Raw genomic sequence first — 24,629 nt, forward strand, 5'->3', positions numbered from 1 at the left:
GGGCGTGAAGGGGGCTTGAGTTGGTGGGGCGACTGGAATGAGATTCCTCGACGGGCACAGTCCCGCATACGATCTGACCTACAACGATGTGTTCGTGATGCCGAACCGCTCGGAGGTCGCGTCCCGCTTCGATGTTGACCTGTCCACCGGTGACGGCTCGGGCACGACCATCCCGGTCATCGTCGCCAACATGACCGCGGTGGCCGGGCGCCGGATGGCCGAAACCATCGCGCGCCGCGGCGGACTCGTCATCTTGCCGCAGGATCTCCCGATCACCGCGGTGCAGGAGACGGTGGAGTTCGTCAAGAGCCGCGACCTGGTGCTGGACACCCCCGTGGTGCTCGGCCCCGACGACTCGGTGTCCGACGCGACGGCGCTGATCCACAAGCGTGCGCACGGTGTCGCCGTCGTCACCTTCGAGGGGCGTCCCCTCGGCTTGGTGAGCGAATCGTCGTGCCTGGGCGTGGATCGCTTTACCCGAGTGCGCGACGTCGCGATCACCGACTTCGTCACCGCCCCGGTGGGAACCGAGCCCCGCAAGGTCTTCGATCTGCTCGAGCACTCACCCATCGGCGTCGCCGCCGTGACGAATGCGGACGGGACGCTGGCCGGCGTGCTGACCCGCACCGGTGCCATCCGGGCGGGCCTGTACACCCCGGCAGTCGACGCGCGAGGCCGGCTGCGGGTGGGTGCGGCCGTCGGCATCAACGGCGACGTCGGAGCCAAGGCGCGGTCGCTGGTCGAGGCCGGCATCGACCTGTTGGTCATCGACACGGCGCACGGGCATCAGGTCAAGACGATCGAGGCGATCGGGACGGTCGCGGCGCTGCAGTTGGGTGTGCCGCTGGCCGCCGGCAACGTCGTGTCGGCGGAGGGCACCCGCGACCTGCTGGGCGCCGGGGCGAACATCGTCAAGGTCGGTGTCGGCCCGGGCGCGATGTGCACCACCCGGATGATGACCGGCGTAGGCCGCCCCCAATTCTCCGCTGTTGTCGAATGTGCTTCGGCGGCACGCGAATTAGGTGGACATGTGTGGGCCGACGGCGGCGTCCGGCATCCGCGGGATGTGGCGCTGGCACTGGCGGCGGGGGCGTCCAACGTGATGATCGGCTCGTGGTTCGCCGGCACCTACGAGTCGCCCGGGGACCTGATGCGCGACCGTGACGACCAGCCGTACAAGGAGAGCTACGGCATGGCGTCCAAGCGTGCGGTGGTCGCGCGCACCGGCGCGGACACCGCATTCGATCGGGCCCGCAAAGCGCTGTTCGAGGAGGGCATTTCGACGTCCCGGATGGGGCTCGATCCGGACCGTGGCGGCGTCGAGGATCTGCTCGATCACATCACCTCGGGCGTGCGCAGCACCTGCACCTATGTCGGAGCCGCCAACCTGGAGCAGCTGTATGAGCGGGTGGTGATCGGGGTGCAGTCGACCGCGGGCTTCGCCGAGGGGCATCCGCTACCGCAGGGGTGGTAACGCCCCGGAATAAGGCTGGCAAGTGGCCGCACGTTGTTCGGGCACCAGGCGCTGCAGCCGTAAACGGCGGGCTTACCGGCGCCGCCAGGCGTGGTCGGGACGGGCGGCGCCGTGCGGGCTAGCATAAGACAGCAAAGACGGAAGCAACCGCGACCGCTCCACCACCGGGCAGCGAAAGGATCGACGTGCCGCAGGCACCCGTAGCAGCCATCGGCTTGCGGGCGCACGGCTCGTCAGACGAATCGTCCGACGGGGAGCCTCCTTCGGCGCGGTCTTCGCTCATCACGCCAGGCCGCTCGGTCGGTTGGCGGCGCAGGTTATGAACCTCACTGTCAACGTGGTCAGCGTTGTTGCGATCGCCGCGCTCATCTTCGGCAACGCCGTCTTCGTCGCCGCGGAGTTCTCGCTGACCACACTGGACCGCAGCGCCGTCGAGGCGAACGCGCGCGGCGGGGGACGCCGCGACCGCTGGATCCGCCGGGCGCACCACCGGCTGTCGTTTCAGCTCTCGGGTGCCCAGTTGGGCATCTCGGTCACCACGCTGGCGGCCGGTTACCTGACCGATCCGATGGTGGAAGACTTACCGCACCCGTGGCTGGATGCGCTCGGCGTATCCGACAAGGTCGGCGACGTGATCATGGCCTTCCTGGTATTGGTCATCGTGACCTCGGTGTCGATGGTGTTCGGCGAGCTCGTTCCCAAATATCTGGCCGTGGCGCGTCCGCTTTCGACGGCCCGCACCGTCGTGAGTGCCCAGCTGTTGTTCTCGCTGCTGCTCACCCCGGCGATCCGGCTGACCAACGGGGCCGCTAACTGGATCGTGCGCCGGCTCGGCATTGAACCGGCCGAAGAGCTGCGGTCGGCTCGATCGCCCCAAGAGCTGTTGTCGCTGGTGCGTTCGTCGGCGCGCAGCGGCGCCCTGGACGCCGCCACGGCGGCCCTGGTGCGAAGATCGCTGCAGTTCGGCACCCTGAGCGCCGAGGAGCTGATGACACCCCGATCCAAGATCGTGGCGCTGCAGACCGACGATACGGTCGCGGACCTGGTGACCGCGGCCGCCGAGTCTGGTTTTTCCCGCTTTCCCATCGTCGACGGCGACCTCGACGAGACGGTCGGCATCGTGCACGTCAAGCAGGTGTTCGCCATCCCGCGCGCCGAACGCGCCCGCACGCGGCTGATCACAGTGGCCCAACCCGTTCCCAAGGTGCCGTCGACCCTGGACGGCGACGCGGTGATGGCCGAGATCCGGGCCAACAACCTGCAAACCGCGCTGGTCGTGGACGAATACGGCGGAACGGCCGGCATGGTGACCGTCGAGGACCTGATCGAAGAGATCGTCGGCGATGTCCGCGACGAGCACGACGACGCGACTCCGGACGTCGTGCCCGCCGGCACGGGCTGGCGGGTGTCGGGCTTGCTGCGCATCGACGAGGTGGCCGCAGCCATCGGTTTTCGGGCACCCGAAGGCCCCTACGAGACCATCGGTGGGCTGGTGCTGCGCGAGATCGGTCGCATTCCGGTGGCCGGTGACACGGTCGAGTTGCCCGCGTTGGATTCGGACGGACTGCTGGACGCGGTGACGCGTTGGCAGGCAACGGTTATCCGGATGGACGGACGGCGGATCGACCTGCTCGAACTCGTCGAACTGAGCAGTCACGGCGAAGTTCCCGCGACCGGGGCACACCGATGATCGACACCATGGGCCTGTTGCTGGCCTGCTTGCTGATCGGGGTGAACGCGTTCTTCGTGGGCGCGGAGTTCTCGCTGATCTCGGCGCGGCGCGACCGGCTCGAGGCGCTGGCCGAGCAGGGCCGAGCGGCCGCGGTCACGGTGATCCGCGCCGGGGAGCAACTGCCGTCCATGCTGGCCGGTGCCCAACTCGGCGTCACGGCCGCGTCGCTGCTTCTCGGGCGGATCGGCGAGTCGGCGGTGTCCAACCTGCTGCGAACGGGGCTGGGACTCACCGGAATTCACTCGGCGCTGCTGCACACGTTGTCGTTTGCGATCGCGCTGGCCATCGTGGTGACGCTGCACGTGCTGCTGGGAGAGATGGTGCCGAAGAACATCGCGCTGGCCGGCCCGGAGCGCACCGCGATGCTGCTCGTCCCGCCATATCTGGCCTACGTGCGGGCCGCCCGGCCGTTCATCGTGTTCTACAACAAGTGCGCCAACGCGGTGGTGCGCGCGTTCGGAGTTGAACCCAAGGACGAGCTGGAGATCACCGTCTCCCCCGTCGAGCTCAGCGAGATGATCGCCGAATCGGAGTCTGAAGGCTTGCTGGACCGCGACGAGCGCACCCGGCTCACCCGGGCACTGCAAATTCGCCACCGCGTGGTCGGCGACGTGGCGGTCCCCCTCGCCGGCGTGCACGCGGTACCGGTCGCCGCGGCGGGCTCGGGACCGACGGTCGGTGCTGTCGAGCAAGCCCTGGCCGAGACCGGCTACTCCCGGTTCCCAGTGGCCAGCGTCGGCGGCGCCTTCCTGGGGTATCTGCACATCAAGGACGTGCTGACGCTCGACGACGACCCGCGGACGGTGATCGATCTGGCGAAGGTGCGGCCGCTGCCGCGGCTGTCGCGATCGCTGCCGCTGGCCGACGCTTTGTCGCGGATGCGCCGCAGCAACAGCCATCTGGCCCTGGTGACCGACGAGAGCGGAGGCGTCGTGGCCATGGTGGCCATGGAAGACCTGGTCGAAGACCTCGTGGGCACCATTCGGGAGGCGTAGCGACACTGGCCGGAAGGTGCGACTGCGCGCAGCCCGTATGATCTTCACGGCTGCCAGTTAAGAAACTGCTGGAGGGCAGAGGACCGTTGCACGCGAAACATGCGTTGCTGGAAACACATCCCGGTGCTCGCCGCGGCGTCGTTCTTGGGGCTGACAGCGCGGCCTGACCTGCTATGGCGGATCGGGCGGGATAACGCTCACCAGGCTGCGCTCGGTAGGCTTATGACATTGCCAATCTGGCCCGACGACGGTCCAGTGCGGCCCATGATGGAGGAGAATCATGACTGATCGCGTGTCGGCGGGGAACTTGCGCGTCGCCCGAGTGCTCTACGACTTCGTGAACAACGAGGCCTTGCCCGGCACCGACATCGACCCCGACAGTTTCTGGGCGGGCGTCGACAAGGTGGTCACCGACCTCACGCCCAAGAACCAGGACTTGCTGCGCAGGCGGGACGAACTGCAGGCGCAGATCGACAAGTGGCACCGGCAGCGTGTCATCGAGCCGCTTGACATCGAGGCGTACCGCGAATTCCTCATCGAAATCGGTTACCTGCTACCGGAGCCCCCGGACTTCACCATCACGACCTCGGGTGTGGACGACGAGATCACCACGACCGCCGGCCCGCAGCTGGTGGTGCCGGTGCTCAACGCCCGGTTCGCGCTGAACGCCGCCAATGCCCGGTGGGGCTCGCTCTACGACGCCCTCTATGGCACCGACGTCATCCCGGAGAGCGACGGCGCCGAGAAGGGGACGAGCTACAACAAGGTTCGCGGCGACAAGGTGATCGCCTACGCGCGCAAATTCCTCGACCAGGCCGTGCCGCTGGAATCCGGATCGTGGGCCGACGCTACGGGGCTCGCCGTCGAAGACGGACAGCTCAAAATCGCGACCGCCGACGGCTCCGTCGGTCTGGCCGATGCGGCGCAGTTCGCCGGCTACACCGGCGAACTCGGTTCCCCTGACTGGTCGGTGTTGCTGGCCAACCACGGCTTGCACATCGAGATCCTGATCGATCCGGACTCACCGATCGGCAAGACGGACTCCGCGGGAATCAAAGACGTGGTCCTGGAATCGGCCGTCACCACGATCATGGACTTCGAGGACTCGGTGGCCGCCGTCGACGCCGACGACAAGGTGCTCGGCTACCGCAACTGGCTCGGTCTGAACAAGGGCGATCTGTCCGAAGAGGTCTCCAAGGACGGCAAGACCTTCACCCGGGTTCTCAACGAGGACCGCACCTACCGCACACCCGACGGCGAGGGCGAGCTGACGCTGCCCGGCCGCAGCCTGCTGTTCGTCCGCAACGTCGGTCACCTGATGACCAATGACGCGATCGTCGACGCCGAGGGTAACGAGGTGTTCGAAGGCATCATGGATGCGCTGTTCACGGGCGTGACCGCGATCCACGGCCTCAAGACAGGTGACGCGAACGGCCCGCTGGCCAACAGCCGCACCGGGTCCATCTACATCGTCAAGCCCAAGATGCACGGACCCGACGAGGTCGCCTACACCTGCGAGCTGTTCAGCCGCGTCGAAGACGTCCTCGGCCTGCCCCAGGGCACCCTCAAGGTCGGCATCATGGACGAGGAACGGCGCACCACGGTCAACCTCAAGGCCTGCATCAAGGCCGCGGCCGACCGTGTCGTGTTCATCAACACCGGCTTCCTGGACCGCACCGGCGACGAGATCCACACGTCGATGGAGGCCGGGCCGATGATCCGCAAAGGTGCGATGAAGAGCACCACGTGGATCAAGGCCTACGAGGACGCCAACGTCGACATCGGCCTGGCGGCCGGCTTCAAGGGCAAGGCCCAGATCGGTAAGGGCATGTGGGCGATGACCGAGCTGATGGCCGACATGGTCGAGCAGAAGATCGGCCAACCGAAGGCGGGCGCGACCACCGCGTGGGTGCCCTCGCCGACGGCGGCCACCCTGCACGCGATGCACTACCACTACGTGGACGTGGGCGCCGTGCAGGAGGAGCTCGCCGGCAAGAAGCGCACCACGATCGAAGAGCTGCTGACCATCCCGCTGGCCAAGGAACTGGCCTGGGCGCCCGAGGAGATCCGTGAAGAGGTCGACAACAACTGCCAGTCCATCCTGGGCTACGTGGTGCGCTGGGTCGCGCAGGGCGTCGGGTGTTCGAAGGTGCCCGACATTCACGACGTGGCACTGATGGAAGACCGTGCCACGCTGCGCATTTCGAGCCAGCTGCTGGCCAACTGGCTGCGCCACGGCGTGATCACCGACCAGGATGTGCGCGCCAGCCTGGAGCGGATGGCCCCACTGGTCGACGAGCAGAACGCCAAGGATGCGGCGTACCTGCCGATGGCGCCGAACTTCGACGACAGCCTGGCCTTCCTCGCCGCGCAGGATCTGATCCTGACCGGAACGCAGCAACCCAACGGTTACACCGAGCCGATCCTGCATCGCCGTCGGCGTGAAGCCAAGGCACAGGCCGCGCAATCGAATTGAGCCTGAGCTCAAATCGGGTAGGAACGTGTAATGGTGCCGTCGATGACTAATATCGGCGCCGAGTCAACGATGGATCGACGGAAAGGCCGCGGGCACTGGTATGGGTAGGCACAGTGCGCCCGACCCTGGCGACTCCCTCGACGAGCCATCTCGCGACGACGTTGTCGATGAGCCATCTCGAGGTGAAGAGGTAGGGCGTCGCCATGGGAATGCCGGCGACGACGAAACAGCCCGCCCCTACTCCGACGAGGGTGACTACTCCGACGAGGGTGACTACTCCGACGAGCGTCGCCATCCCGAGCACGCGGGTTTCGCGGCGGACGATGATCTCTACGCCGCCGAGGATTCATTCGTAGACGACTCCGCCGATGACTACCCGGAGTTTCCGTCGCGGCAGGCCGCCCCCTCGACTCCGGAGCCGCCGGCCGCACAGCCGTCGCTCTTCCGCGGCGGGCATCGCGGGCTCGGCGATTGGCGGGGCGGTCATCGCAGCGAGGGCGGGCGACGCGGCGTCAGCATCGGCGTGATCGTGGCACTGGTCGCGGTGGTCGTCGTGGTGGGTGCGGTGATTCTGTGGAGCTTCTTCGGTGACGCGTTGTCCAAGCGTTCGCACACGGCGGCCGGCCGCTGTGTGGGCGGCCAGGAGACGGTGGCAGTCGTCGCCGACCCGTCGATCGCCGATTCCGTTCAGCAGTTCGCGGAAACCTACAATAAATCCGCCGGGCCGATCGGCGACCGCTGCGTGGTGGTAAGCGTCAAGCCGGCCAACTCCGACGCGGTGCTCAACGGATTCATCGGCAAGTGGCCCGCGGAACTGGGCGGCCAGCCTGCGCTGTGGATTCCGGCCAGTTCGATCTCGGCCGCACGCCTCACCGGGGCGACGGCCCAAAAGACGGTCACCGAGAGCCATTCGCTGGTCACCTCGCCGGTGGTGCTGGCCATCCGCCCTGAACTCGCGCCGGCCCTGTCCAATCAGAACTGGGCGGCGCTGCCCGGCCTGCAAACCAACCCGAATGCGTTGGCCGGGTTGAACTTACCCGCGTGGGGCTCGCTGCGCATGGCGCTGCCGATGAACGGCAACGGGGACGCATCGTTTCTGGCCGGAGAGGCGGTGGCGGCCGCCTCGGTGCCGCCCGGTGCGCCGGCGACCCAGGGCACCGGCGCGGTGCGCAGCCTGTTGAGCGCACAACCCAAGCTGGCCGACAACTCCCTGACCGAGGCGATGAACACGCTGCTGAAGCCCGGTGACCCGGCAACCGCGCCGGTGCACGCGGTGGTGACCACCGAACAACAGCTGTTCCAACGTGGCCAATCGTTGCCAGACGCCAAGGGCACCTTGGCATTCTGGCTTCCACCAGGGTCCGCGGCGGTGGCCGACTACCCCACGGTGCTGCTCAGCGGTTCGTGGCTGAGCAGGGAACAGGCGTCGGCGGCCAGCGAGTTCTCGCGATTCATGCACAAATCAGACCAGCTGGCCAAGCTGGCGAAGGCCGGCTTCCGCGTCAGCGGAGTCACACCGCCCGGTAGTCCGGTCACGAATTTCCCGGCGCTGCCGCCCGCGCTTTCGGTGGGTGATGAGCCGATGCGGGCCACCCTCGCCGAGGCGATGGCCAGCCCGTCGACCGGACAGGCCACGACGATCATGCTCGACCAGTCGATGCCGGCACAGGAAGGCGGAAAATCCCGGCTGGCCAACGTGGTCGGCGCGCTGCAGGACAAGATCAAATCGCTGCCCGCCACCGCGGTGGTGGGACTGTGGACGTTCGACGGCCACGAGGGCCGCTCGGAGGTGGCGGGCGGGCCGTTGTCCGACGCCGTCAACGGCCAGCCGCGTTCGGCGGCGTTGGCCGCGGCGCTGGACAAGCAGTACTCGTCGAACGGCGGGGCGGTGTCATTCACTACGCTGCGAATGCTCTATCAGGATATGCAGACCAATTATCATGCGGGCCAGACGAATTCGATCTTAGTGATCACCGCGGGGCCACACACCGACCAGACGCTGGACGGGCCGGGGCTGCAGGACTTCATCCGTAAGAGTGCTGATCCGGCCAAACCCATCGCGGTGAATGTCATCAATTTCGGAGCGGACCCGGACCGGGCGACCTGGGAGGCGGTGTCCCAGCTCAGTGGCGGTAGCTATCAGAACCTCACGACGTCGGCGTCCCCCGACCTCGCTTCGGCGGTGAACACCTTTCTGAGCTGATCAGGCGAACGCCTCTACCGGCGGGCACGAGCAGACCAGATTGCGATCGCCGTAGGCGCCGTCGATGCGGCGCACCGGCGGCCAGACCTTGGGCCGGAACTCCTTGCCCAGCGGATAGGCGGCCTGCTCCCGGGTGTAGGGGTGGTCCCAGTCGCCGATCACCAGGCACTCGGCCGTGTGCGGTGCGCCCCGCAACGGGTTGTCGTCGGCGGGCCACTCCCCCGCGCCCACCCGGTCGATCTCGCCGCGGATGGCGATCATGGCGTCGCAGAAGGCGTCGACCTCGGTCAGGGTCTCGCTCTCGGTGGGCTCCACCATCAGCGTGCCGGCCACCGGGAAACTCATGGTCGGCGCATGAAAACCATAGTCCGCCAATCGCTTTGCCACGTCGTCGACGGTGACACCGGTGGACTTTGTGATTCCACGAAGGTCCAGGATGCATTCGTGGGCGACCATCCCGTTCTCGCCGGTGTAAAGCACCGGGAAGTACTCGTCGAGGCGGCGGGCGATGTAATTGGCCGAGGTGATCGCGGTCAGCGAAGCCGCACGCAGGCCCTCGGCACCCATCATCCGGATGTAGGCCCAGCTGATCGGCAGGATCGACGCCGACCCGTAGGGCGCCGCCGACACCGGATGCCCCGGCGGCAGCTCGGCGGCGTGCGGGTGCCCCGGCAGGAACGGTGCCAGATGCGAGCGCACCGCCACCGGCCCGACGCCGGGCCCGCCGCCGCCGTGCGGAATGCAGAATGTCTTGTGCAGGTTCAGATGGCTGACATCGCCGCCGAACTCGCCCGGACGCGCCAGCCCGACCAGCGCGTTGAGGTTGGCACCGTCGATGTAGACCTGGCCCCCGGCGTCGTGCACCGCCGCACAGATCTCGGCAATGTCGTGCTCGTAGACGCCGTGTGTGGACGGATACGTGATCATCAGCGTCGACAGACGGTCGCGGTGCTCGCTGACTTTGGCGCGCAGGTCGTTTAGGTCCACGTCGCCATTGGCGCGGCAGGCCACGACGACGACCCGCATCCCGGCCAGCGCCGCCGACGCGGCATTGGTGCCGTGCGCACTGGACGGGATGAGGCAGATGTCGCGGTGCGGTTCCCCGCGGCTGGCGTGGTAATCGTGAATGGCCAGCAGCCCGGCGTATTCGCCCTGCGAGCCGGCGTTGGGTTGCAGCGAGACGGCGTCGTAACCGGTGATCTGCACCAGCCAGGACTCCAGGTCGGCGATCAGACGCCGCAGGCCCGGGGTGTCCGACGCCGGCGCGAACGGATGCTGGCGGGCGAACTCCGGCCAGGTGATCGGTTCCATCTCCGCGGCGGCGTTCAGCTTCATGGTGCAGGATCCAAGTGGAATCATGCTGCGGTCCAAGGCAATATCTTTGTCAGCCAGCGTGCGCAGGTAGCGCATCATCGCGGTCTCGGTGCGGTACTGGGTGAACGCGGGATGGGTGAGAAACTCCGATGTGCGGGTGATGATGCCCGCACCGCCGCCCACCTGCCCAGTGGCGTTTAGCTTGAAGGCCGCGAGCACCGCGGCGACGTGCTCATCGGTGGTGGTCTCGTCGCAGGCCACCGACACGTGGTCGTCGTCGACCCGCCACAGGTTGATGCCGGCGGCCTTGGCCGCGGCGATCACCTCGTCGGCGCGCCCGGGGACCCGGGCCAGCACGGTGTCGAAGTACTTGTCGTGCACCAACGCATCACCAAGGGCGCCTGCGATCACCTCGGCGTGGCCGTGCACGCGGCGTGCCATCGCGGTCAGCCCCTCGGCGCCGTGGTAGCTGGCATACATCGCGGCCATCACCGCCAGCAGCACCTGCGCGGTACAGATGTTGCTGGTCGCCTTGTCGCGGCGGATGTGCTGCTCGCGCGTCTGCAACGCCAGCCGGTAGGCCGGCGACCCGTCGGCGTCCAGCGACACACCGACCAGCCGGCCCGGCAGCTGACGCGCATGGTTGGCGTGCACCGCCAGGTAGCCGGCGTGTGGCCCACCGAATCCCATTGGCACGCCGAATCTTTGGGTGCTGCCGAAGGCGACGTCGGCACCGATCTCACCGGGAGGCGTTAGCAGCGTCATGGCGAGCAGGTCGGCGCCGATGGCGACTAGCGCACCCCGGTCGTGCGCCTGCTCCACCAGGTTCGACCAGTCGGTGACCCGGCCACTGGCCCCGGGCAGCTGGGCGATGACGCCGAAGAAGTCGCCTCCGTCGGGCAGGTCCGGAAGACCACTGCGCAGGTCGGCGGTGACGATCTCGATGCCCAGGGGCTTGGCCCGCGTGGCCAGGATGGCCGCGGTCTGGGCGAAGGTGTCGGCGTCCACCGCCAGCCGGTGGGCCTTCCCGCGCGCCGCGCGATGCATCAGCGTCATGGCCTCCGCCGCCGCGGTGCCCTCGTCGAGCATCGAGGCGTTGGCGACCTCGAGGCCGGTCAGGTCCGCGACCATCGTCTGGAAATTCAGCAGCGCCTCGAGCCGGCCCTGGCTGATCTCCGGCTGGTACGGAGTGTAGGCGGTGTACCAGGCCGGGTTCTCCAAGATGTTGCGCAGCAACACCGGCGGCGTGAGCGTGTCGTAGTAGCCCTGCCCGATCATGGACACGGCCACCGTGTTGGCCTCGGCCAGCGATCGCAGCTCGGCCAGCGCTTCGGCTTCGCTGGCGGGCGGCGGCAGCCGGTCGAGACCGGGCGCGGCGCCACGGCCGGTCAGCCGGTCCAGGATGCCGGCGGGAACCGCCTTGGCGGCAAGCTCGTCCAGCGAGTCCACACCGATGACGGCGAGCATGGCGGCGACGGCTTGGCTGTCCGGGCCGATGTGCCGAGCCGCGAAAGTGAATTGATCGGACACTGGAACTCCTGAGTAAGACATATCAAGGCAGAGGACTAGCGGCCCTCCCCCTCTGTCTTCACCCGTTCGCCGGGCGCCTGAGAGATTCGGCGCGCGATGCCGCGTGCGCGCCTTTCCCCATCGGCGGGTGCGGGCCACAGGGGTCCACACCGCTTTCCAGAGGCATCATGATTTCGTGCGGTCCGGGTGCCTGAGAGGTTGACGGAGAGGTGTTGCTCCTTCGGCGTCCGTGGCTGGCAGCCACGAAACTCTCCCGCTCGATTGCGATGCGCAGCCCAGTTTACCCGGCCGCGTACGGCCCGGTCGCGGGCGCGCCGTCAGCCGATCTTGCGGTCGCGGTGCTTGCGCCGGGACGCCAGTTCGTCCTCGGGCTCGGCGATCGACTCGCCGCCGTCGGCTCTTTCGCCGGGGAAGTCCGCGATGACGCCGGTCAGCTCGCGCATGGCGCCCGACACGGCGATGCCGAAGACGCCCTGCCCGCCCTGCAACAAATCGACGACCTCTTCGGCCGACGTGCACTCGTAGACGGTGGTGCCGTCGGAGAACAGGGTGATGTTGGCCAGATCCTGGACGCCACGCTGACGCAGATGATCGACCGCGACGCGGATGTTGTGCAACGAGATTCCGGTGTCGAGCAGCCGTTTGACGATTTTGAGGACCAGGATGTCCTTGAACGAATAGAGCCGCTGGCTGCCGGAGCCCGCCGCGCTACGGATCGACGGCACCACCAGCGAGGTGCGCGCCCAGTAGTCCAGCTGCCGGTAGGTGATGCCGGCAATTTGGCAGGCACTCGGACCGCGGTAGCCGACCAGCTCGTCGGGCACGGAGTCGTCCGGGAAAAGCCCGGGCTGCACGGGCGCGCTGGCCACGGAGACACCGCGGTCACTGGTCGCCGGGCTGCCGCTCTCAGCTAGGTTGACCTGCTCTTGGCGTGGCTGCTCGCTCACGGTGGTTCCTCTCCGCGATCGCGCTCTCGTCGTTAGCTGCGTCCCTGGCTGCAGTGCAGCCACGTTTGCTCAGGCCCGAGTGCTAGTAGAGCTTACGCTTTCCGATAGCCGCCGCGCCTGTAGTCGCGAACAAAGTATGGCCGCCGCGGGGCCAAGTGGGCGGGCTATCCGTCAGCGTGTCGACATCGTGGCGTGGTTCGAGATGGATCCGTGATGTCGCTTTTCAGGCTAGACCAGCCGCCCCGCGGTTCCCAAGTGCTGGTCGAGGCAGGTTTTCGTTAGGTGGCTTTGAAATCGTCGGGAGACACGCTATCGAGAAATTCTTTGAACTTCTCCACCTCGTCCTCCCGGACCGCGGTGCCACCTTCCTCGTCACTCTCATCGGGGATCAAAAGGCCGGCTTGGGCGAGCACGCCTTCTTCGACATAGATCGGAACGCCGACACGTAGTGCGATCGCGACCGAGTCGGACGGACGGGCCGACACGGTGATGTTGCGGTCGAAAACCAGGTCAGCGTAGAAAGTGCCCTCTTGCAGATCAACGATCCGCACCTCTTTCAGCGAATGCCCAAGCGCGGCAATGACATCCCTGATCAGATCGTGCGTCAACGGGCGCGGGGGCTCAACGCCTTGCTGCTCGAGCGCGATGGCCGCGGCCTCCGACTGACCGATCCAGATCGGAAGGTAACGATCACCGTTCGTTTCGCGCAGTAACAGCACCGGCTGGTTCTGCGGCTGCTCGACGCGAATGCCGACAACACGAACTTCACCCATTTGTGTCTGCCCTCCGCATTAGTGGCGCCGGTCGGCTTGGTGATCGCCAGGGACGGCGAGGTTCAAAGTTCCGCGCTGCTGCCGAAAACCAAGCTGTCGACCGAAGTCTAGTCCTCAGCGATCCAGTACGTCGCGAACGGCGGATTTGATCAACGACGTGTGCAACGTGATGGCGAGCGCCGCGACTTCGCGGGCCAAATCGTCGGCGCGATCGCGTGCGCCGGCCTTGCCGGCCTTGACTACCGGTCCGGCGATTTGCGCGATCAGGTCCGACTGCCGATCGGCGGCCGAGCGGAAAGCGCGCAAATGTCGCGGTTCGACACCGTAATCCGACAGCGCCCGCGCACATTGCAGGATGACGACCGCATGCTCGTCGAAGAAACCGGCGGGTCCGGTGGTGATGACTCCGGCTTTGAGTAGCGCGGTCAGCAGGTCGTCCTTGACGCCCGCGCGGTTCAGCAGTTCTTCGCGGCTCAGCCGGACGTGGGTGGGGGTCACCGCCGAGGTGTCGGAGCCCGCATCCACCCCAGCGGCCTCCCCGGTTCCCGCCACGGATACCAGGCGCGGGGCGGAATAAGACGTTCGGACGGGCGGCAGTTCGCCGTCGGGTTGGGCGTCCAATTGCGCCCTGATGACCTTCAGCGGCAGGTAGTGATCGCGTTGCGCGGTAAGGATGAACCGCAACCGTGCGCAGTCGTACGCGGTGAACCTTCGATACCCCGACGCGGCCCGCTGCGGCGTCACCAGCCCCTCGGCCTCCAGGAAGCGGATCTTGGAGATGGTGACATCGGGGAAGTCCGGCCTCAGCAGTTCCAGGACCGCCCCAATCGACATCCCGGCCAGTGCCGAGCTATCGGGTGCGCTCACTAGCCTGAAGATCCTCCATCCTCACCCTGCTTGGGTCCGGTCAGAAACACCAAGCGGAACTTGCCGATCTGCACCTCGTCACCGTTGGCAAGCACCGCGGAGTCCACGGGCTCACGGTTGACGTAGGTGCCGTTGAGACTACCAACGTCGACCACGCTGAATTCGTCGTTTTCCAACCTGAATTCGGCGTGCCGGCGGCTGACGGTGACGTCGTCGAGGAAAATGTCGCTGTCGGGGTGCCGGCCGGCGGACGTGGTCGGTTGGTCCAGCAAAAAGCGAGAGCCCGCGTTCGGTCCCCGCTTGACGACCAGCAACGCCGAGCCGGCGGGGAGTCCCTCGACTCCGGACACCGCACTCTCGGTTCCCGCTTGTGCGGGAGCGTCCAGCTCGTTGAGGAAGTCGGCACGGAAGACAGAAGTCGTCTCTACCGTGACTTCGTCCGAATTCTGGTCTTGCTGATTTCCTGAGTCCATGTCCGTCACGCGCTGCTCCTCACTGGCTGCTGTGGCGTTGTCTGCCCGGGCCGCTCGGCCGGCTTTCGCACCGGGATTCTTCGCCCGGAATGCCGTTTACTGCCGTCTTCTACTTGCAAGTGTCTTTCAGATGTTTTTCAGGGTCTTCGAAGGTGTTCAAAGGTCGATCTGTCGACGGTACCGCGCACGGGCTTGCAATGCGCCCACCACCTGACGATCCGAAACATCGACTCCCCCGCGTACCCTGGGTGCACCGCTCGCTCGCCGGGCGGGGCTGCAGGGACATTAGCAACCGTCATTCGGTCAGGGTTCCGCGGTAGGCCTCGGCGTCCAGCAGCGAAGAAATCGTCGACTCCAATTCGCCGACGTCGGATACCTGCACATCCAGCAGCCAGCCGGCGCCGTACGGGTCGGAGTTCACCAGTTGCGGACTGCCGTCCAGATCGCTGTTGACCGCAGAAACCTTGCCGGACACCGGCGCGTATAGGTCGGACACCGATTTCGTGGACTCGACCTCACCGAAGGATTCGCCTGCGGTCAATTCGTCGCCCACGTCGGGCAGTTGAACGAAGACGACATCGCCCAACGCGGACTGCGCGAAATCGGTGATGCCCACTCGCACGGTGTCATCCCCGCTGCGGCGAACCCATTCGTGTTCAGCGGTGTAGCGCAGATCGGGTGGGATATCGCTCACGGGAGATCCTGTTCTGTTTGGGCGGTGCTCACTTGACGGGCTGAGCGTATTGGTGTGGTTTTGGTTGTCGCAAGGTGGTCACGTCCAACCGGTCGGCCTGCTGGACGGACATTCGCGCACCGACACGCTTGACAGTGTCCTGCGCACCACCGGGAATGTTCATGGCCGCGGCGAGGGTGGGTGGATCGCCAATCGCCAGAATCGAATACGACGGCGACAGTGTTTTGGAGTCGATCGTCAGCGACCCAGGCATACCCACGACCCACGTGTCGACACCTACTCGCACCGATTGGTGCGCGTCGTTGACTTCGATGGCCTCGGCGCCGGCAGCCCGCAGCTCATTGATCACGTCGAGCATCGCCTCGGGCGAAACTCCGGGCCCGGGGTCGTCGATGGTGACGGTAACGCCGGGCCCGGTGGCGCCGACTGCTCCGACCAGAATGGACAGCGCCGCCAGCCTGGACTGCGCGGATCGAATCGCGGCCTGGTCGTTGTTTCCGGACGCCTGCAACAAATTCAGCGTGTTCTGCAGTTCGTTCACCTCGGTGTTGAGCGTGCCTTCGCGTTGTCGCAACGAATCCAGCAGCACTAGAAGGTCTGCGGGGCGGGCCGTCTCGAGTGAGTCACCCGACTCGGTCTGGCGCACCTGGGTGACGATGGCCAGGCCGAGCAGCAGGCAGAGCATGGCGGCCAGCGTCCCGAAGGCCATCCGGGACCGACCGCCGAGCGCCATGCCGGATAGCCCGGTGCGGTGCACCGGGCCGATTTCGGGACGCGGGCTTTTCGCGGCAAGTTCGTGGCGGCCGCGCGGCGCGCCCGGTTCCGGCGGCGCAGCGGTTCCGGCGTCACCGGGCCCGGTTGGCCCGTCAGCACTTTGACCGCCGGCGGCGCGTTGGCCGGCGGCGCGGTCTTGCGGATCCTGGCTCACGTTCACCTCGACTGCGTTACGCCCCGAACAGCCTACGGCGCAGGGCGGCGGCATTGCCGAAGATGCGGATACCCAGCACGACGATGATGGCGGTGGACAGCTGCGTCCCCACGCCCAGCTGATCGCCGACATAGACGATCAGCGCGGCAACAAAGACGTTGAACACGAAGGAAACGACGAAGACCTTCGGATCGAAAATCCGTTCCAGATAGGCACGTAACCCGCCGAACACCGCGTCCAGCGCCGCGACCACCGCGATCGGCAGGTAGGGCTGGACTACTTCTGGCACCGCGGGGTGAAAAACCAGGCCGAGCACGATGCCGATCGCCAGTGCTGCGATACCGATCATGCTTGGTTTCCCGTCCGCGTCTCACACCGGGGGATGTGTCTGTCGAGGACTTTTCTCACTGTGGCCCAATCTGCTTGGCGAACTTGACATCCCGGATCGATCCGGCAGGAAGCGTTAGTCCGTCGGCGGCATCCACCGTAACGACGACACCGTAGGAGATCTGCAGCAACCTCAGTCGCTGCATTCCGGGACTGTTGTCGAAGACATCGCGCATGGCGCGTGGCGGCCCGATCGCCAGGACTGTGTACGGACTGCTTGTCGGGTTGTTGTCGACGAGGATCGCGCCGCCGGCTTGCCGAATGGTCACGTTCGGCCCGATCCGCACACCGCCCACGGAAATGGCCTCGGCACCACTCGCCCACAACGAGTTGACCAGCAGCTGCAGATCACGGTCCAGGATGATTTGCCTACTGCCGTTGACCCGCTGCTTCGACACGTCGGAAAGGTTCGGACTGGCACCGGGATCGGTGACTGTCACCTTCAGGCCCGGCCCGATGATCGCCGTGCTGGCGGCCGCCAGGCTGAGCGCGTCAAGCCGTTTCAATAGCCGCTGTCCCTGGGCGTCTTCGGCCAGGGCGTGGCGCTGCACGTCGTCGACGCGTGTCGCGAGCTCGCTACGGCGCTTATTCAGCTTGGCCGCGGAGCTTTCCGTCGACCTCACATGGCCCAAGAGCAGCTGCTGCGCGGAGCGCACCCCGGGCGCCACCGAGCGGGCCTGCGCGACCGCGGCGGCGAAAACCGTCGCGATCAGCAGTGCCGCCGCGGCCTGCCAGAGCCAACCGAACACTCGCCGGCGTCCGCTGCGTGGCGCGTCGCCAGTGCTCCGTTTGGCCGCCGCCGCGGCATATCCGGGGTCCAGGTGCTCGGACAGCAGCGCGCGCAACAGCGACGGCACGGGGATCTGCTTGGGACGCGACGCCACATGAGCGCCATGGCCGGCGTTGGGGTCGTAACCGCCGAGCAGACGGTCCACGTCAGCCATGGTCAGCCACCTTCGCCGACGCCGACGGCCGAGAATCGCGGTCGACCTTGGGCATGCGTCGCAGCACGAGAATCATCTGCACCGCGTACTGCACGAACGCCCACAGGTAGGCGTACATACCCCAGATCAAAAAGGCCCAACCGCAGGCCCCGATCACGCGGCTCCAGAGCGCGTCCCAGGTGCCCAGCAGCACCAGCGGAAAGCCGGACATCAACGCGAACGTCGCGGCCTTGCCGATGTAGGTCACCGGCAACGCGGACAACCCGCGACTCCACAGCAGGGGCAGTGTGGTAGCCAACAGACCGTCGCGCGCGAGCAGGACGATGACGAACCACCACGGCACGATCCCGCCGAAGGCCAGCACGACGGGCACCGCGATCATGTAGAGGCGGTCGACGGCCGGGTCAAGCAGCACCCCCAGCCGTGAGGATTGATTGAGCAGCCGGGCGATCTTGCCGTCGGCCCAGTCCGAGGCGCCGCTGAACATCAGAATCGCGACCGCCCATCCGTTGGCGTGCGCGACCACCAGGACGTAGACGAACACCGGGATCAGCGCCAGGCGGACAGCGCTGAGCACGTTGGGCACCGTCAGCACGCGGTTGGGCGGTAGCACCGGCTCCATGAGCCGTGACCTTAACCCGGCGACGATGCGGTCCGCACGACGGACCGCTGAGGAGCAGCGCAGTCAGCCGTAGCCGAACACCGAACGCCCGGCTGGGCGCACACTCGAGCTCGAACGCGGCCGGCCGCGCGCCGGCGTGACTGCGCTCAGCGGAACACCCCGGGCAGGCTCAGGGTGGACAACGTGTCGTCCGACAGCGGGTTGTCGTTGACCATGTAGGTCCACGTCGACGTCGGCCGCGCCAGCTTGGACAGGTCCAGTCCGGGCTCCTCCTCGAGCACGTTCGCGGTTTCGAACGTCTGCTGGGCCGCCTCGATCGCGTCCGCGGCCAGCGACGCGAACGCGTCGACCGCCAACCGATGAAATTCGTCCAGCGGGTTTTGCCGACCCAGCGCCCGCAAATGAATGCTCTCCCGGATGTCGGCCAGGTACGCCAGGTGATCGGCCCAGCCGCGGTCGAGGTGATAGAGCATGATCTGCCGGCAGATGATCTCCAGGCGCTCTTCGGAGATTCCTTCGGTCTCGGCCAGCTCCTTGTAGCGCTTGGGCGCCAGCTCGGCGAGTTCCTCACGCGCGGTTGGGTTGCGCAGCAACGTGTTACGCCGGTCGACGATGATGGCTCGCTGCTGGGCGATCAACTGGTTGTAGCGCCAGGTGTTCGCGTGCACGTCCAGCATGCGGCCCTCCGCCACGCGCTGGGCGTGGTCGAGCAGGCCCGCGGCCTTGGCGCTGACGATCTTGCCGTCCTCGTCGGTTTCCATCGGCAGCTTGTTGTGGTCGAGGTTGGCGGCGACCACGTCGTCTTCCCAACTCGAGAAGAACACCGACGATCCCGGGTCGCCCTGCCGCCCGGCGCGGCCGCGCAGCTGGTTGTCCAGACGCTCGGTGTGGTGCCGCCCGGTCCCGACGACGTGCAGCCCACCGAGCTCGGCGACCCGGTCGTGGTCGGCTTCGTCGGAGCCGCCGAGGCGGATGTCGGTACCGCGCCCGGCCATCTGGGTCGAGACGGTGACGGCGCCGAACTTGCCGGCCTCGGCGATCACCTGGGCCTCCTCGGCGTCGTTTTTGGCGTTCAGCACCACCGCGGGTACGCCGCGGCGTAGCAGCCGCTCGTGCAGGTCCTCGGATTCGGCCACGTCGCGGGTGCCCACCAGCACCGGCTGCCCCGTCTCGTTCACCTCGACGATGTGCGCGACGATCGCGTCGTTCTTGGCCGCAGCGGTGATGTAGACGCGGTCGGACTCGTCTTCACGGATGTTGGGCTCGTTCGGCGGAATCGGTGAAACTCCGAGCTTGTAGAACTGGCGCAGCTGCTCGCCTGCGGCCAGCGCGGTGCCGGTCATGCCGCACACGGTCGCGTAGCGGTTGATCAGCGCCTGCACCGTGATGGTGTCGAGCACCTCACCGGTTTCGGTGGTCTCGATGCCCTCCTTGGCCTCGACGGCGGCCTGCAGCCCGTCGGGCCAGCGCTGCAGCTGCGCGATGCGGCCGCGCGCGGCATTGATCAGGTGCACCGCGTCGTCGCGGACGATGTAGTGCACATCGCGCTGCAGCAGCACGTGCGCGTGCAGCGCGACATTGATCTCGGTCAGGGTGGTGGCGACGTGTTCTTCGGAGTACAGGTCGATTCCGCCGAGCGCCTTCTCGACCTTGCGGGCGCCGACCTCGGTCAGGTGGACATTGCGGCTGTCGGCGTCGGTGTCGTAATCGGTGCCGGCCTCGAGCTGGCCGGCCAGCTCGATGATCTCGGGCCGCGGCGTCTCCCGGTGGGTGGTTCCGGCCAGCACCAGCGGCACCAGCGCCTCGTCGACCAGCACCGAGTCGGCCTCGTCGATCAGGGCCACATCGGGATTGGGCGATACCAGGTCGGCGACGTCGGTCACCAGTTGGTCGCGGAGCACGTCGAAGCCGATCTCGTTGACCGACGCGTAGGTGACGTCGCAGCCGTACGCGGCCCGGCGTTCCTCGTTGGTGGACTCGGCGGTGATCCAGCCGACGGTCAGGCCCATGGCCTCGATGGCCGGTCCCATCCATTCTGCGTCACGACGGGCCAGGTAGTCGTTGATGGTCACGACGTGCACGTGCCGCCCGGCCAGCGCGTACCCGGCCGCTGCGATCGCGCCCGCGAGCGTCTTGCCCTCACCGGTGGCCATCTCGATGACGTCGCCCGCCAGCATGCGTAATGCCCCGAGCAGCTGCACATCGAATGGACGCAGGGCGGTCGATCTTTCGCCCGCCTCCCGGGCGATGGCAAGGAATTGCGGGATGTCCTCGGAATCCGCGAGGTCATCGAGATTGAGCAGCCCGGCCGCCTTGCGTAGCTGTTCGTCGGTCAGGCCGGCCGCCTCGTCGTCGTACTCCGCGGAGTCGGTGACCTGGGTGAGAGAGCGGTTGCGGTCCTTTTCGGTGCTGGCACCGAGCAGCTTCCAAAAACGGCTGCTCAGCCGGCCGGGTTGAGTGCGGGTCGTCTTAGGCACAGGTCAACGGTACGCGGTGAGTCCCCGCGTACTCAGATCACTCGCCCGCGACGCAGGCCGCGCCGCGGCGTGATGCGGAGGTACCTCATCACGCGAGGTTGGAGCGGCGTGGATAGGCGACTGCGGGATCGGTGAGCACATTCACGACGGCGGGCAGCCCGCTGGCGAAGGCGCGCTCCAGCGCGGGCCGCAGCTCGGCGGGCGCGGCGACCAGTTCTCCGTGTCCGCCCAGCGCGCACGCCACCTCGTCGTAGCGCGTGCCCGGGCGCAGCTCCGCCACCACCGAATAGCCGTACAAGGCCTCCATGGGGTGTTTTTCCAGACCCCAGATTCCGTTGTTGCCAATCACGGACACGACCGGGACCTTGTGCCGAACCAGGGTGTCCCATTCCATGCCGCTGAAGCCGAATGCGCCGTCGCCCTGCAGCAGCACCACCTGGCGGTCCGGGCGGGCCAGCTTGGCGGCCAGCGCATAGCCGGGGCCCGAACCCAGGCAGCCGAACGGGCCGCTGTCCAGCCAGCAACCCGGGTGATAGCTGTCGATCACACGTCCGGCGTACGACCCGAAATCACCGGCGTCGATCACGACGATGGCGTCGCGATCCAGCATGGGTGCCAGTTCCGCGTACACCCGCATCGGGTGCAGTGGGGTGCGGTCGTCGGCGAGCTCGGCCTTCTCCTTGGCGCGCGACGCGGTCTCGGCGGTTCGCAGTTCGCCGATCCAGCCTTGATGGTCGCTGCCCGTGGCGGGGGCCAGCGCCGCGAGAATCGTCAACAGGTCGCCGTAGAGCTCGGCCTGCACCGGCCGGGGGTGGGGCCGTTCGGGTTCTGCTCGGTCCACCACGATGAGCTGGGTTTGGGCCCCGAACACCGCGCCGAAGCCGAGGCGGAAGTCCATGGGCACGCCGATGATCAGCGCAACATCGGCCTCCCCCAACGCTTTTCCGCGAACCCGGGAGAACGCTAATGGGTGATCGGCGGGAACGGCGCCGCGGGCCATCCCGTTCATCAGCACCGGGATCTGGAGTTCTTCGGCAAGGCGGAGCAGGGCCGCTTCGCCGTGCCCCCACCACACGTTGGTGCCCGCCATGATCACCGGCCGCTTGGCCGCGGACAGCAGGGCGGCGGCCCGGCTCAGGTCCTCGCCGTCGGGGGCGGGCCCCGGTGCCAGGTCGACGAGGGCGCCGGGCCGGCCGTCATCGTCGGACATGGAGAACACGTGATCCATCGGGAAGTCCACGAAACCCACGCCCGACGGCGCACCGACCGCCGCGCGCAGCGCGTCGTCGACGAGCCGCCCGGCCTCGTCCGCCGACTGTGCGGTGGCGGCGAAGCGGGCCAGCGGCGCCACGAACGGCACGTGGTCGATCTCCTGCAACGAGCCCATCCCCCAGCGCTGCGCCGGCGCCCGGCCCCCCAGTACCAACAGCGGCGACTGGTTCTGCTGTGCCGCCGCCATTGCGCTCATCCCGTTGGTGACGCCTGGCCCCGCGGTCAGCGCGGCCACGCCCGGCGATCGCGTCACCTTCGACCAGCCCTCGGCCGCGAACGTCGCGGTCTGCTCGTGGCGCGTATCGACCAGCCGGATGCCCTCGTCGCGGCACCCGTCGTAGATGGAAAACAGGTGGCCGCCGGATAGCGTGAACACGGTGTCGACGCCGCTGGCCCGCAGGCGCCGCGCGACAAGCCGGCCGGCGTGCAATGTTTGTGCGGGGACGGCGTCGGTAGTCATGACCGCAGCCTATCCAGATCCGTCGGGTACCTTCGCCGAAGGATTTGAAGTTGAGGAGTGATTGACCACCTCGACGGTAAGGAGACTCGACGATGGGTCCGAAGCCCTTCAAGCCTTCGATCAACTGGTCGGCGGCACCCATTGATTCGTTGCGGTGGATCGCCATAGCGTGGCTGATCGGCGCTGTCTGTCTGTTCGGGGTCCTACTGGCGTTCCGCTATCTCACGCCATGGGGCCGGCAGTTTTGGCGGATCACTCGCGGCTACTTCGTCGGCTCGGAGAGCATCAAGGTGTGGCTGATGCTTGGTGTGTTGCTGTTGTCGGTGTTGTTGTCGGTGCGATTGGTGGTGCTGCTCAGCTACCAGGGCAACGACTTGTATACCGGGGTGCAGAAGGCGGTCCAGGGCATGGCCGCCGATGACGACACCGTCAAACAGTCCGGGGTACATGGCTTTTGGATGTCACTTGCGATCTTCAGCGTGTTGGCGGTCCTTTACGTCATCCGGTTCGCGGCCGACGTCTATCTGACGCAGCGGTTCATCATCGCCTGGCGCATGTGGTTGACCTCCAACCTCACCGACGACTGGCTGGAGGGCCGGGCCTACTACCGAGATCTTTTCATCGACAACACCATCGACAACCCTGACCAGCGCATCCAGCAGGACATCGACATCTTCACCGCCAATGCCGGCGGCACCCCCAACATCCCGTCAAACGGGACGGGAAGCACGTTGCTGTTCGGAGCGGTCAACGCGGTGGCCTCGGTGATCTCGTTCGCCGCGATCCTGTGGCAGCTATCCGGGGACCTGAATCTGTTTGGCGTGGTGTTGCCGCGCGCGATGTTCTGGACGGTTCTGGTCTACGTGCTGATCGCGACCGTCGTTGCGGTTTGGCTTGGGCGCCCGCTGATTCGGCTGAGCTTCAACAATGAAAAGCTTAATGCGGCATTTCGTTACGCGCTGGTGAGGTTGCGGGACGCCGCAGAGGCGGTCGGCTTCTACCGCGGCGAGCGGGTCGAGCGGGCGCAGCTGTGGCAGCGCTTCACGCCGATCATCGGCAACTACCGCAATTTCGTCCGACGGACCATCATTTTCAACGGGTGGAACTGGTCGGTGTCACAGGCAATTGTCCCTCTGCCGTGGGTGATTCAAGCGCCGCGGCTGTTCGCCGGCAAGATCGATTTCGGGGATGTAGGTCAGACGGCGACCGCATTCGGCAACATTCACGACTCACTGTCGTTCTTCCGCAACAACTATGACGCGTTCGCGGCCTTCCGGGCGGCGATCATCCGATTGCACGGGCTGGTGGACGCCAACAGCAAGGGCCGCGCGCTGCCAACCATTCTTGTCAAACCCAGCGAAGAGACCACGGTTGAGCTACGCGGCATCGAGGTGCGCACGCCGGAGGGCGACCAACTGGTCGACTCGCTGGATGTCCAGCTCGACCACGGCGACACCCTGGTGATCACCGGCCGCTCCGGCTCCGGCAAGACGACGCTGTTGCGCAGCCTGGCCGAACTGTGGCCGTACGCCTCGGGAACTTTATGCCGCCCGGACGGTGACAACGCGACGATGTTCCTGTCGCAGCTGCCGTATGTGCCGCTCGGCAACCTGCGCACCGTGGTCGCCTATCCGAATTCGCCGGACGACATTCCCGATGAGCTGCTGCATGACGTACTCACCAAAGTGGCGCTGGCGCCGCTGATCAACCGGCTGGATGAAGACCATGATTGGGCCAAGGTGCTCTCCCCCGGCGAGCAGCAGCGGGTCGCCTTTGCGCGTATCCTGCTCACCAAACCGAAGGCGGTCTTCCTCGACGAGGCCACCTCCGCGCTGGACGAGGGCCTGGAATTCGCGCTGTATCAATTGGTTCGGGCCGAGCTGCCGGAATGCGTCATGGTCAGCGTCAGCCACCGGCCCACCGTCGAGCAGCACCACGAGCAGCAGCTGCACCTGCTCGGTGGCGGCCCCTGGCAGTTGGGCCCGGTCGACAAGGAACCGGCACCGGTATAGCGCCAATCGGTTGCGGCAATCGAGGCCCGCTCGATTGCGGCGATCTTCG

Annotated in this window: 18 protein-coding genes and 1 riboswitch; of the genes, 6 read left to right on the forward strand and 12 right to left on the reverse strand. The window is 66.8% G+C overall.

Annotated elements, in window-relative coordinates; all coding sequences use genetic code 11:
* Positions 1–37: 37 nt before the first annotated feature.
* The 5 genes from A5686_RS20435 (at position 38) to A5686_RS20455 (ending at position 8,880) form a co-directional block, all read left to right on the forward strand.
* Entirely contained in the window at positions 38–1,474 is a 1,437-nt protein-coding gene (locus A5686_RS20435; RefSeq protein ID WP_067938055.1) for a GuaB1 family IMP dehydrogenase-related protein, read from the forward strand.
* 319 nt (positions 1,475–1,793) lie between these two features.
* Positions 1,794–3,164, forward strand: coding sequence for a hemolysin family protein (locus A5686_RS20440; protein WP_067938056.1), 1,371 nt, complete (start codon positions 1,794–1,796; stop codon positions 3,162–3,164).
* A complete protein-coding gene (locus tag A5686_RS20445; RefSeq protein ID WP_067938058.1) occupies positions 3,161–4,201 on the forward strand; it encodes a hemolysin family protein in 1,041 nt (346 codons plus the stop codon). The genes A5686_RS20440 and A5686_RS20445 overlap by 4 nt, the downstream gene beginning before the upstream one ends.
* A 280-nt stretch (positions 4,202–4,481) precedes the next feature.
* A complete protein-coding gene (locus A5686_RS20450) occupies positions 4,482–6,677 on the forward strand; it encodes a malate synthase G (protein ID WP_067938060.1) in 2,196 nt (731 codons plus the stop codon).
* Positions 6,678–6,777: 100 nt separating this feature from the next.
* Positions 6,778–8,880 carry a substrate-binding domain-containing protein gene (locus A5686_RS20455; RefSeq protein ID WP_067938061.1) on the forward strand — a complete coding sequence of 701 codons (2,103 nt, stop codon included), beginning with the start codon at positions 6,778–6,780 and terminating at the stop codon, positions 8,878–8,880.
* Here A5686_RS20455 and gcvP read toward each other — a convergent pair whose 3' ends face one another.
* From gcvP to A5686_RS20515, 12 genes are all read right to left on the reverse strand, one after another.
* Positions 8,881–11,724 carry an aminomethyl-transferring glycine dehydrogenase gene (gene gcvP / locus A5686_RS20460; RefSeq protein ID WP_067938062.1) on the reverse strand — a complete coding sequence of 948 codons (2,844 nt, stop codon included), beginning with the start codon at positions 11,722–11,724 and terminating at the stop codon, positions 8,881–8,883.
* 168 nt (positions 11,725–11,892) lie between these two features.
* A riboswitch (glycine riboswitch) is annotated at positions 11,893–11,990 on the reverse strand.
* 51 nt (positions 11,991–12,041) lie between these two features.
* On the reverse strand, positions 12,042–12,671 hold the full coding sequence (locus A5686_RS20465; protein WP_067938064.1) for a MerR family transcriptional regulator: 630 nt from the start codon (positions 12,669–12,671) through the stop codon (positions 12,042–12,044).
* 278 nt (positions 12,672–12,949) lie between these two features.
* Positions 12,950–13,444, reverse strand: a complete 495-nt coding sequence (locus tag A5686_RS20470) for a bifunctional nuclease family protein (protein WP_007771374.1) — start codon at positions 13,442–13,444, stop codon at positions 12,950–12,952.
* 114 nt (positions 13,445–13,558) lie between these two features.
* Positions 13,559–14,311 (reverse strand): MerR family transcriptional regulator, encoded by a 753-nt coding sequence (locus A5686_RS20475; RefSeq protein ID WP_067938066.1) that lies wholly within the window; start codon positions 14,309–14,311, stop codon positions 13,559–13,561.
* Complete coding sequence (gene garA, locus A5686_RS20480; protein ID WP_369829731.1) at positions 14,311–14,784, reverse strand: glycogen accumulation regulator GarA; 474 nt, start codon at positions 14,782–14,784, stop codon at positions 14,311–14,313. The genes A5686_RS20475 and garA overlap by 1 nt, the downstream gene beginning before the upstream one ends.
* A 295-nt stretch (positions 14,785–15,079) precedes the next feature.
* Positions 15,080–15,478, reverse strand: coding sequence for a glycine cleavage system protein GcvH (gene gcvH, locus A5686_RS20485; protein ID WP_067938070.1), 399 nt, complete (start codon positions 15,476–15,478; stop codon positions 15,080–15,082).
* A gap of 28 nt (positions 15,479–15,506) precedes the next feature.
* On the reverse strand, positions 15,507–16,406 hold the full coding sequence (locus tag A5686_RS20490; protein WP_156750156.1) for a DUF881 domain-containing protein: 900 nt from the start codon (positions 16,404–16,406) through the stop codon (positions 15,507–15,509).
* Positions 16,407–16,422: 16 nt separating this feature from the next.
* A complete protein-coding gene (locus tag A5686_RS20495; protein ID WP_064950365.1) occupies positions 16,423–16,755 on the reverse strand; it encodes a small basic family protein in 333 nt (110 codons plus the stop codon).
* Positions 16,756–16,810: 55 nt separating this feature from the next.
* Positions 16,811–17,737, reverse strand: a complete 927-nt coding sequence (locus A5686_RS20500; RefSeq protein WP_067938072.1) for a DUF881 domain-containing protein — start codon at positions 17,735–17,737, stop codon at positions 16,811–16,813.
* On the reverse strand, positions 17,730–18,359 hold the full coding sequence (locus A5686_RS20505) for a CDP-alcohol phosphatidyltransferase family protein (RefSeq protein WP_067938074.1): 630 nt from the start codon (positions 18,357–18,359) through the stop codon (positions 17,730–17,732). The genes A5686_RS20500 and A5686_RS20505 overlap by 8 nt, the downstream gene beginning before the upstream one ends.
* Positions 18,360–18,505: 146 nt before the next feature.
* The gene (secA2, locus tag A5686_RS20510; RefSeq protein ID WP_067938076.1) at positions 18,506–20,836 is read right to left on the reverse strand and encodes an accessory Sec system translocase SecA2; all 2,331 of its coding nucleotides are present in this window, start codon (positions 20,834–20,836) and stop codon (positions 18,506–18,508) included.
* A gap of 88 nt (positions 20,837–20,924) precedes the next feature.
* Positions 20,925–22,568, reverse strand: a complete 1,644-nt coding sequence (locus A5686_RS20515; RefSeq protein ID WP_067938078.1) for an acetolactate synthase — start codon at positions 22,566–22,568, stop codon at positions 20,925–20,927.
* A gap of 92 nt (positions 22,569–22,660) precedes the next feature.
* Between A5686_RS20515 and A5686_RS20520 the strand changes: the two genes are divergently transcribed.
* A complete protein-coding gene (locus A5686_RS20520) occupies positions 22,661–24,580 on the forward strand; it encodes an ABC transporter ATP-binding protein/permease (protein ID WP_067938080.1) in 1,920 nt (639 codons plus the stop codon).
* Positions 24,581–24,629: the final 49 nt, after the last annotated feature.

Origin of the sequence: Mycobacterium sp. E2479, from assembly GCF_001667925.1 — a bacterium.
In the GTDB taxonomy this organism is placed as follows: domain Bacteria; phylum Actinomycetota; class Actinomycetes; order Mycobacteriales; family Mycobacteriaceae; genus Mycobacterium.

What these genes read in the sequence shown, in the direction of transcription:
- A5686_RS20435 (WP_067938055.1), top strand. Translation starts at nt 38, where the DNA reads ATGAGATTCCTCGACGGGCACAGTCCCGCATACGATCTGACCTACAAC.
- A5686_RS20440 (WP_067938056.1), top strand. Translation starts at nt 1,794, where the DNA reads ATGAACCTCACTGTCAACGTGGTCAGCGTTGTTGCGATCGCCGCGCTC.
- A5686_RS20445 (WP_067938058.1), top strand. Translation starts at nt 3,161, where the DNA reads ATGATCGACACCATGGGCCTGTTGCTGGCCTGCTTGCTGATCGGGGTG.
- A5686_RS20450 (WP_067938060.1), top strand. Translation starts at nt 4,482, where the DNA reads ATGACTGATCGCGTGTCGGCGGGGAACTTGCGCGTCGCCCGAGTGCTC.
- A5686_RS20455 (WP_067938061.1), top strand. Translation starts at nt 6,778, where the DNA reads ATGGGTAGGCACAGTGCGCCCGACCCTGGCGACTCCCTCGACGAGCCA.
- A5686_RS20470 (WP_007771374.1), bottom strand. Translation starts at nt 13,444, where the DNA reads ATGGGTGAAGTTCGTGTTGTCGGCATTCGCGTCGAGCAGCCGCAGAAC.
- garA (WP_369829731.1), bottom strand. Translation starts at nt 14,784, where the DNA reads ATGGACTCAGGAAATCAGCAAGACCAGAATTCGGACGAAGTCACGGTA.
- A5686_RS20495 (WP_064950365.1), bottom strand. Translation starts at nt 16,755, where the DNA reads ATGATCGGTATCGCAGCACTGGCGATCGGCATCGTGCTCGGCCTGGTT.
- A5686_RS20500 (WP_067938072.1), bottom strand. Translation starts at nt 17,737, where the DNA reads ATGGCTGACGTGGACCGTCTGCTCGGCGGTTACGACCCCAACGCCGGC.
- A5686_RS20505 (WP_067938074.1), bottom strand. Translation starts at nt 18,359, where the DNA reads ATGGAGCCGGTGCTACCGCCCAACCGCGTGCTGACGGTGCCCAACGTG.
- A5686_RS20515 (WP_067938078.1), bottom strand. Translation starts at nt 22,568, where the DNA reads ATGACTACCGACGCCGTCCCCGCACAAACATTGCACGCCGGCCGGCTT.
- A5686_RS20520 (WP_067938080.1), top strand. Translation starts at nt 22,661, where the DNA reads ATGGGTCCGAAGCCCTTCAAGCCTTCGATCAACTGGTCGGCGGCACCC.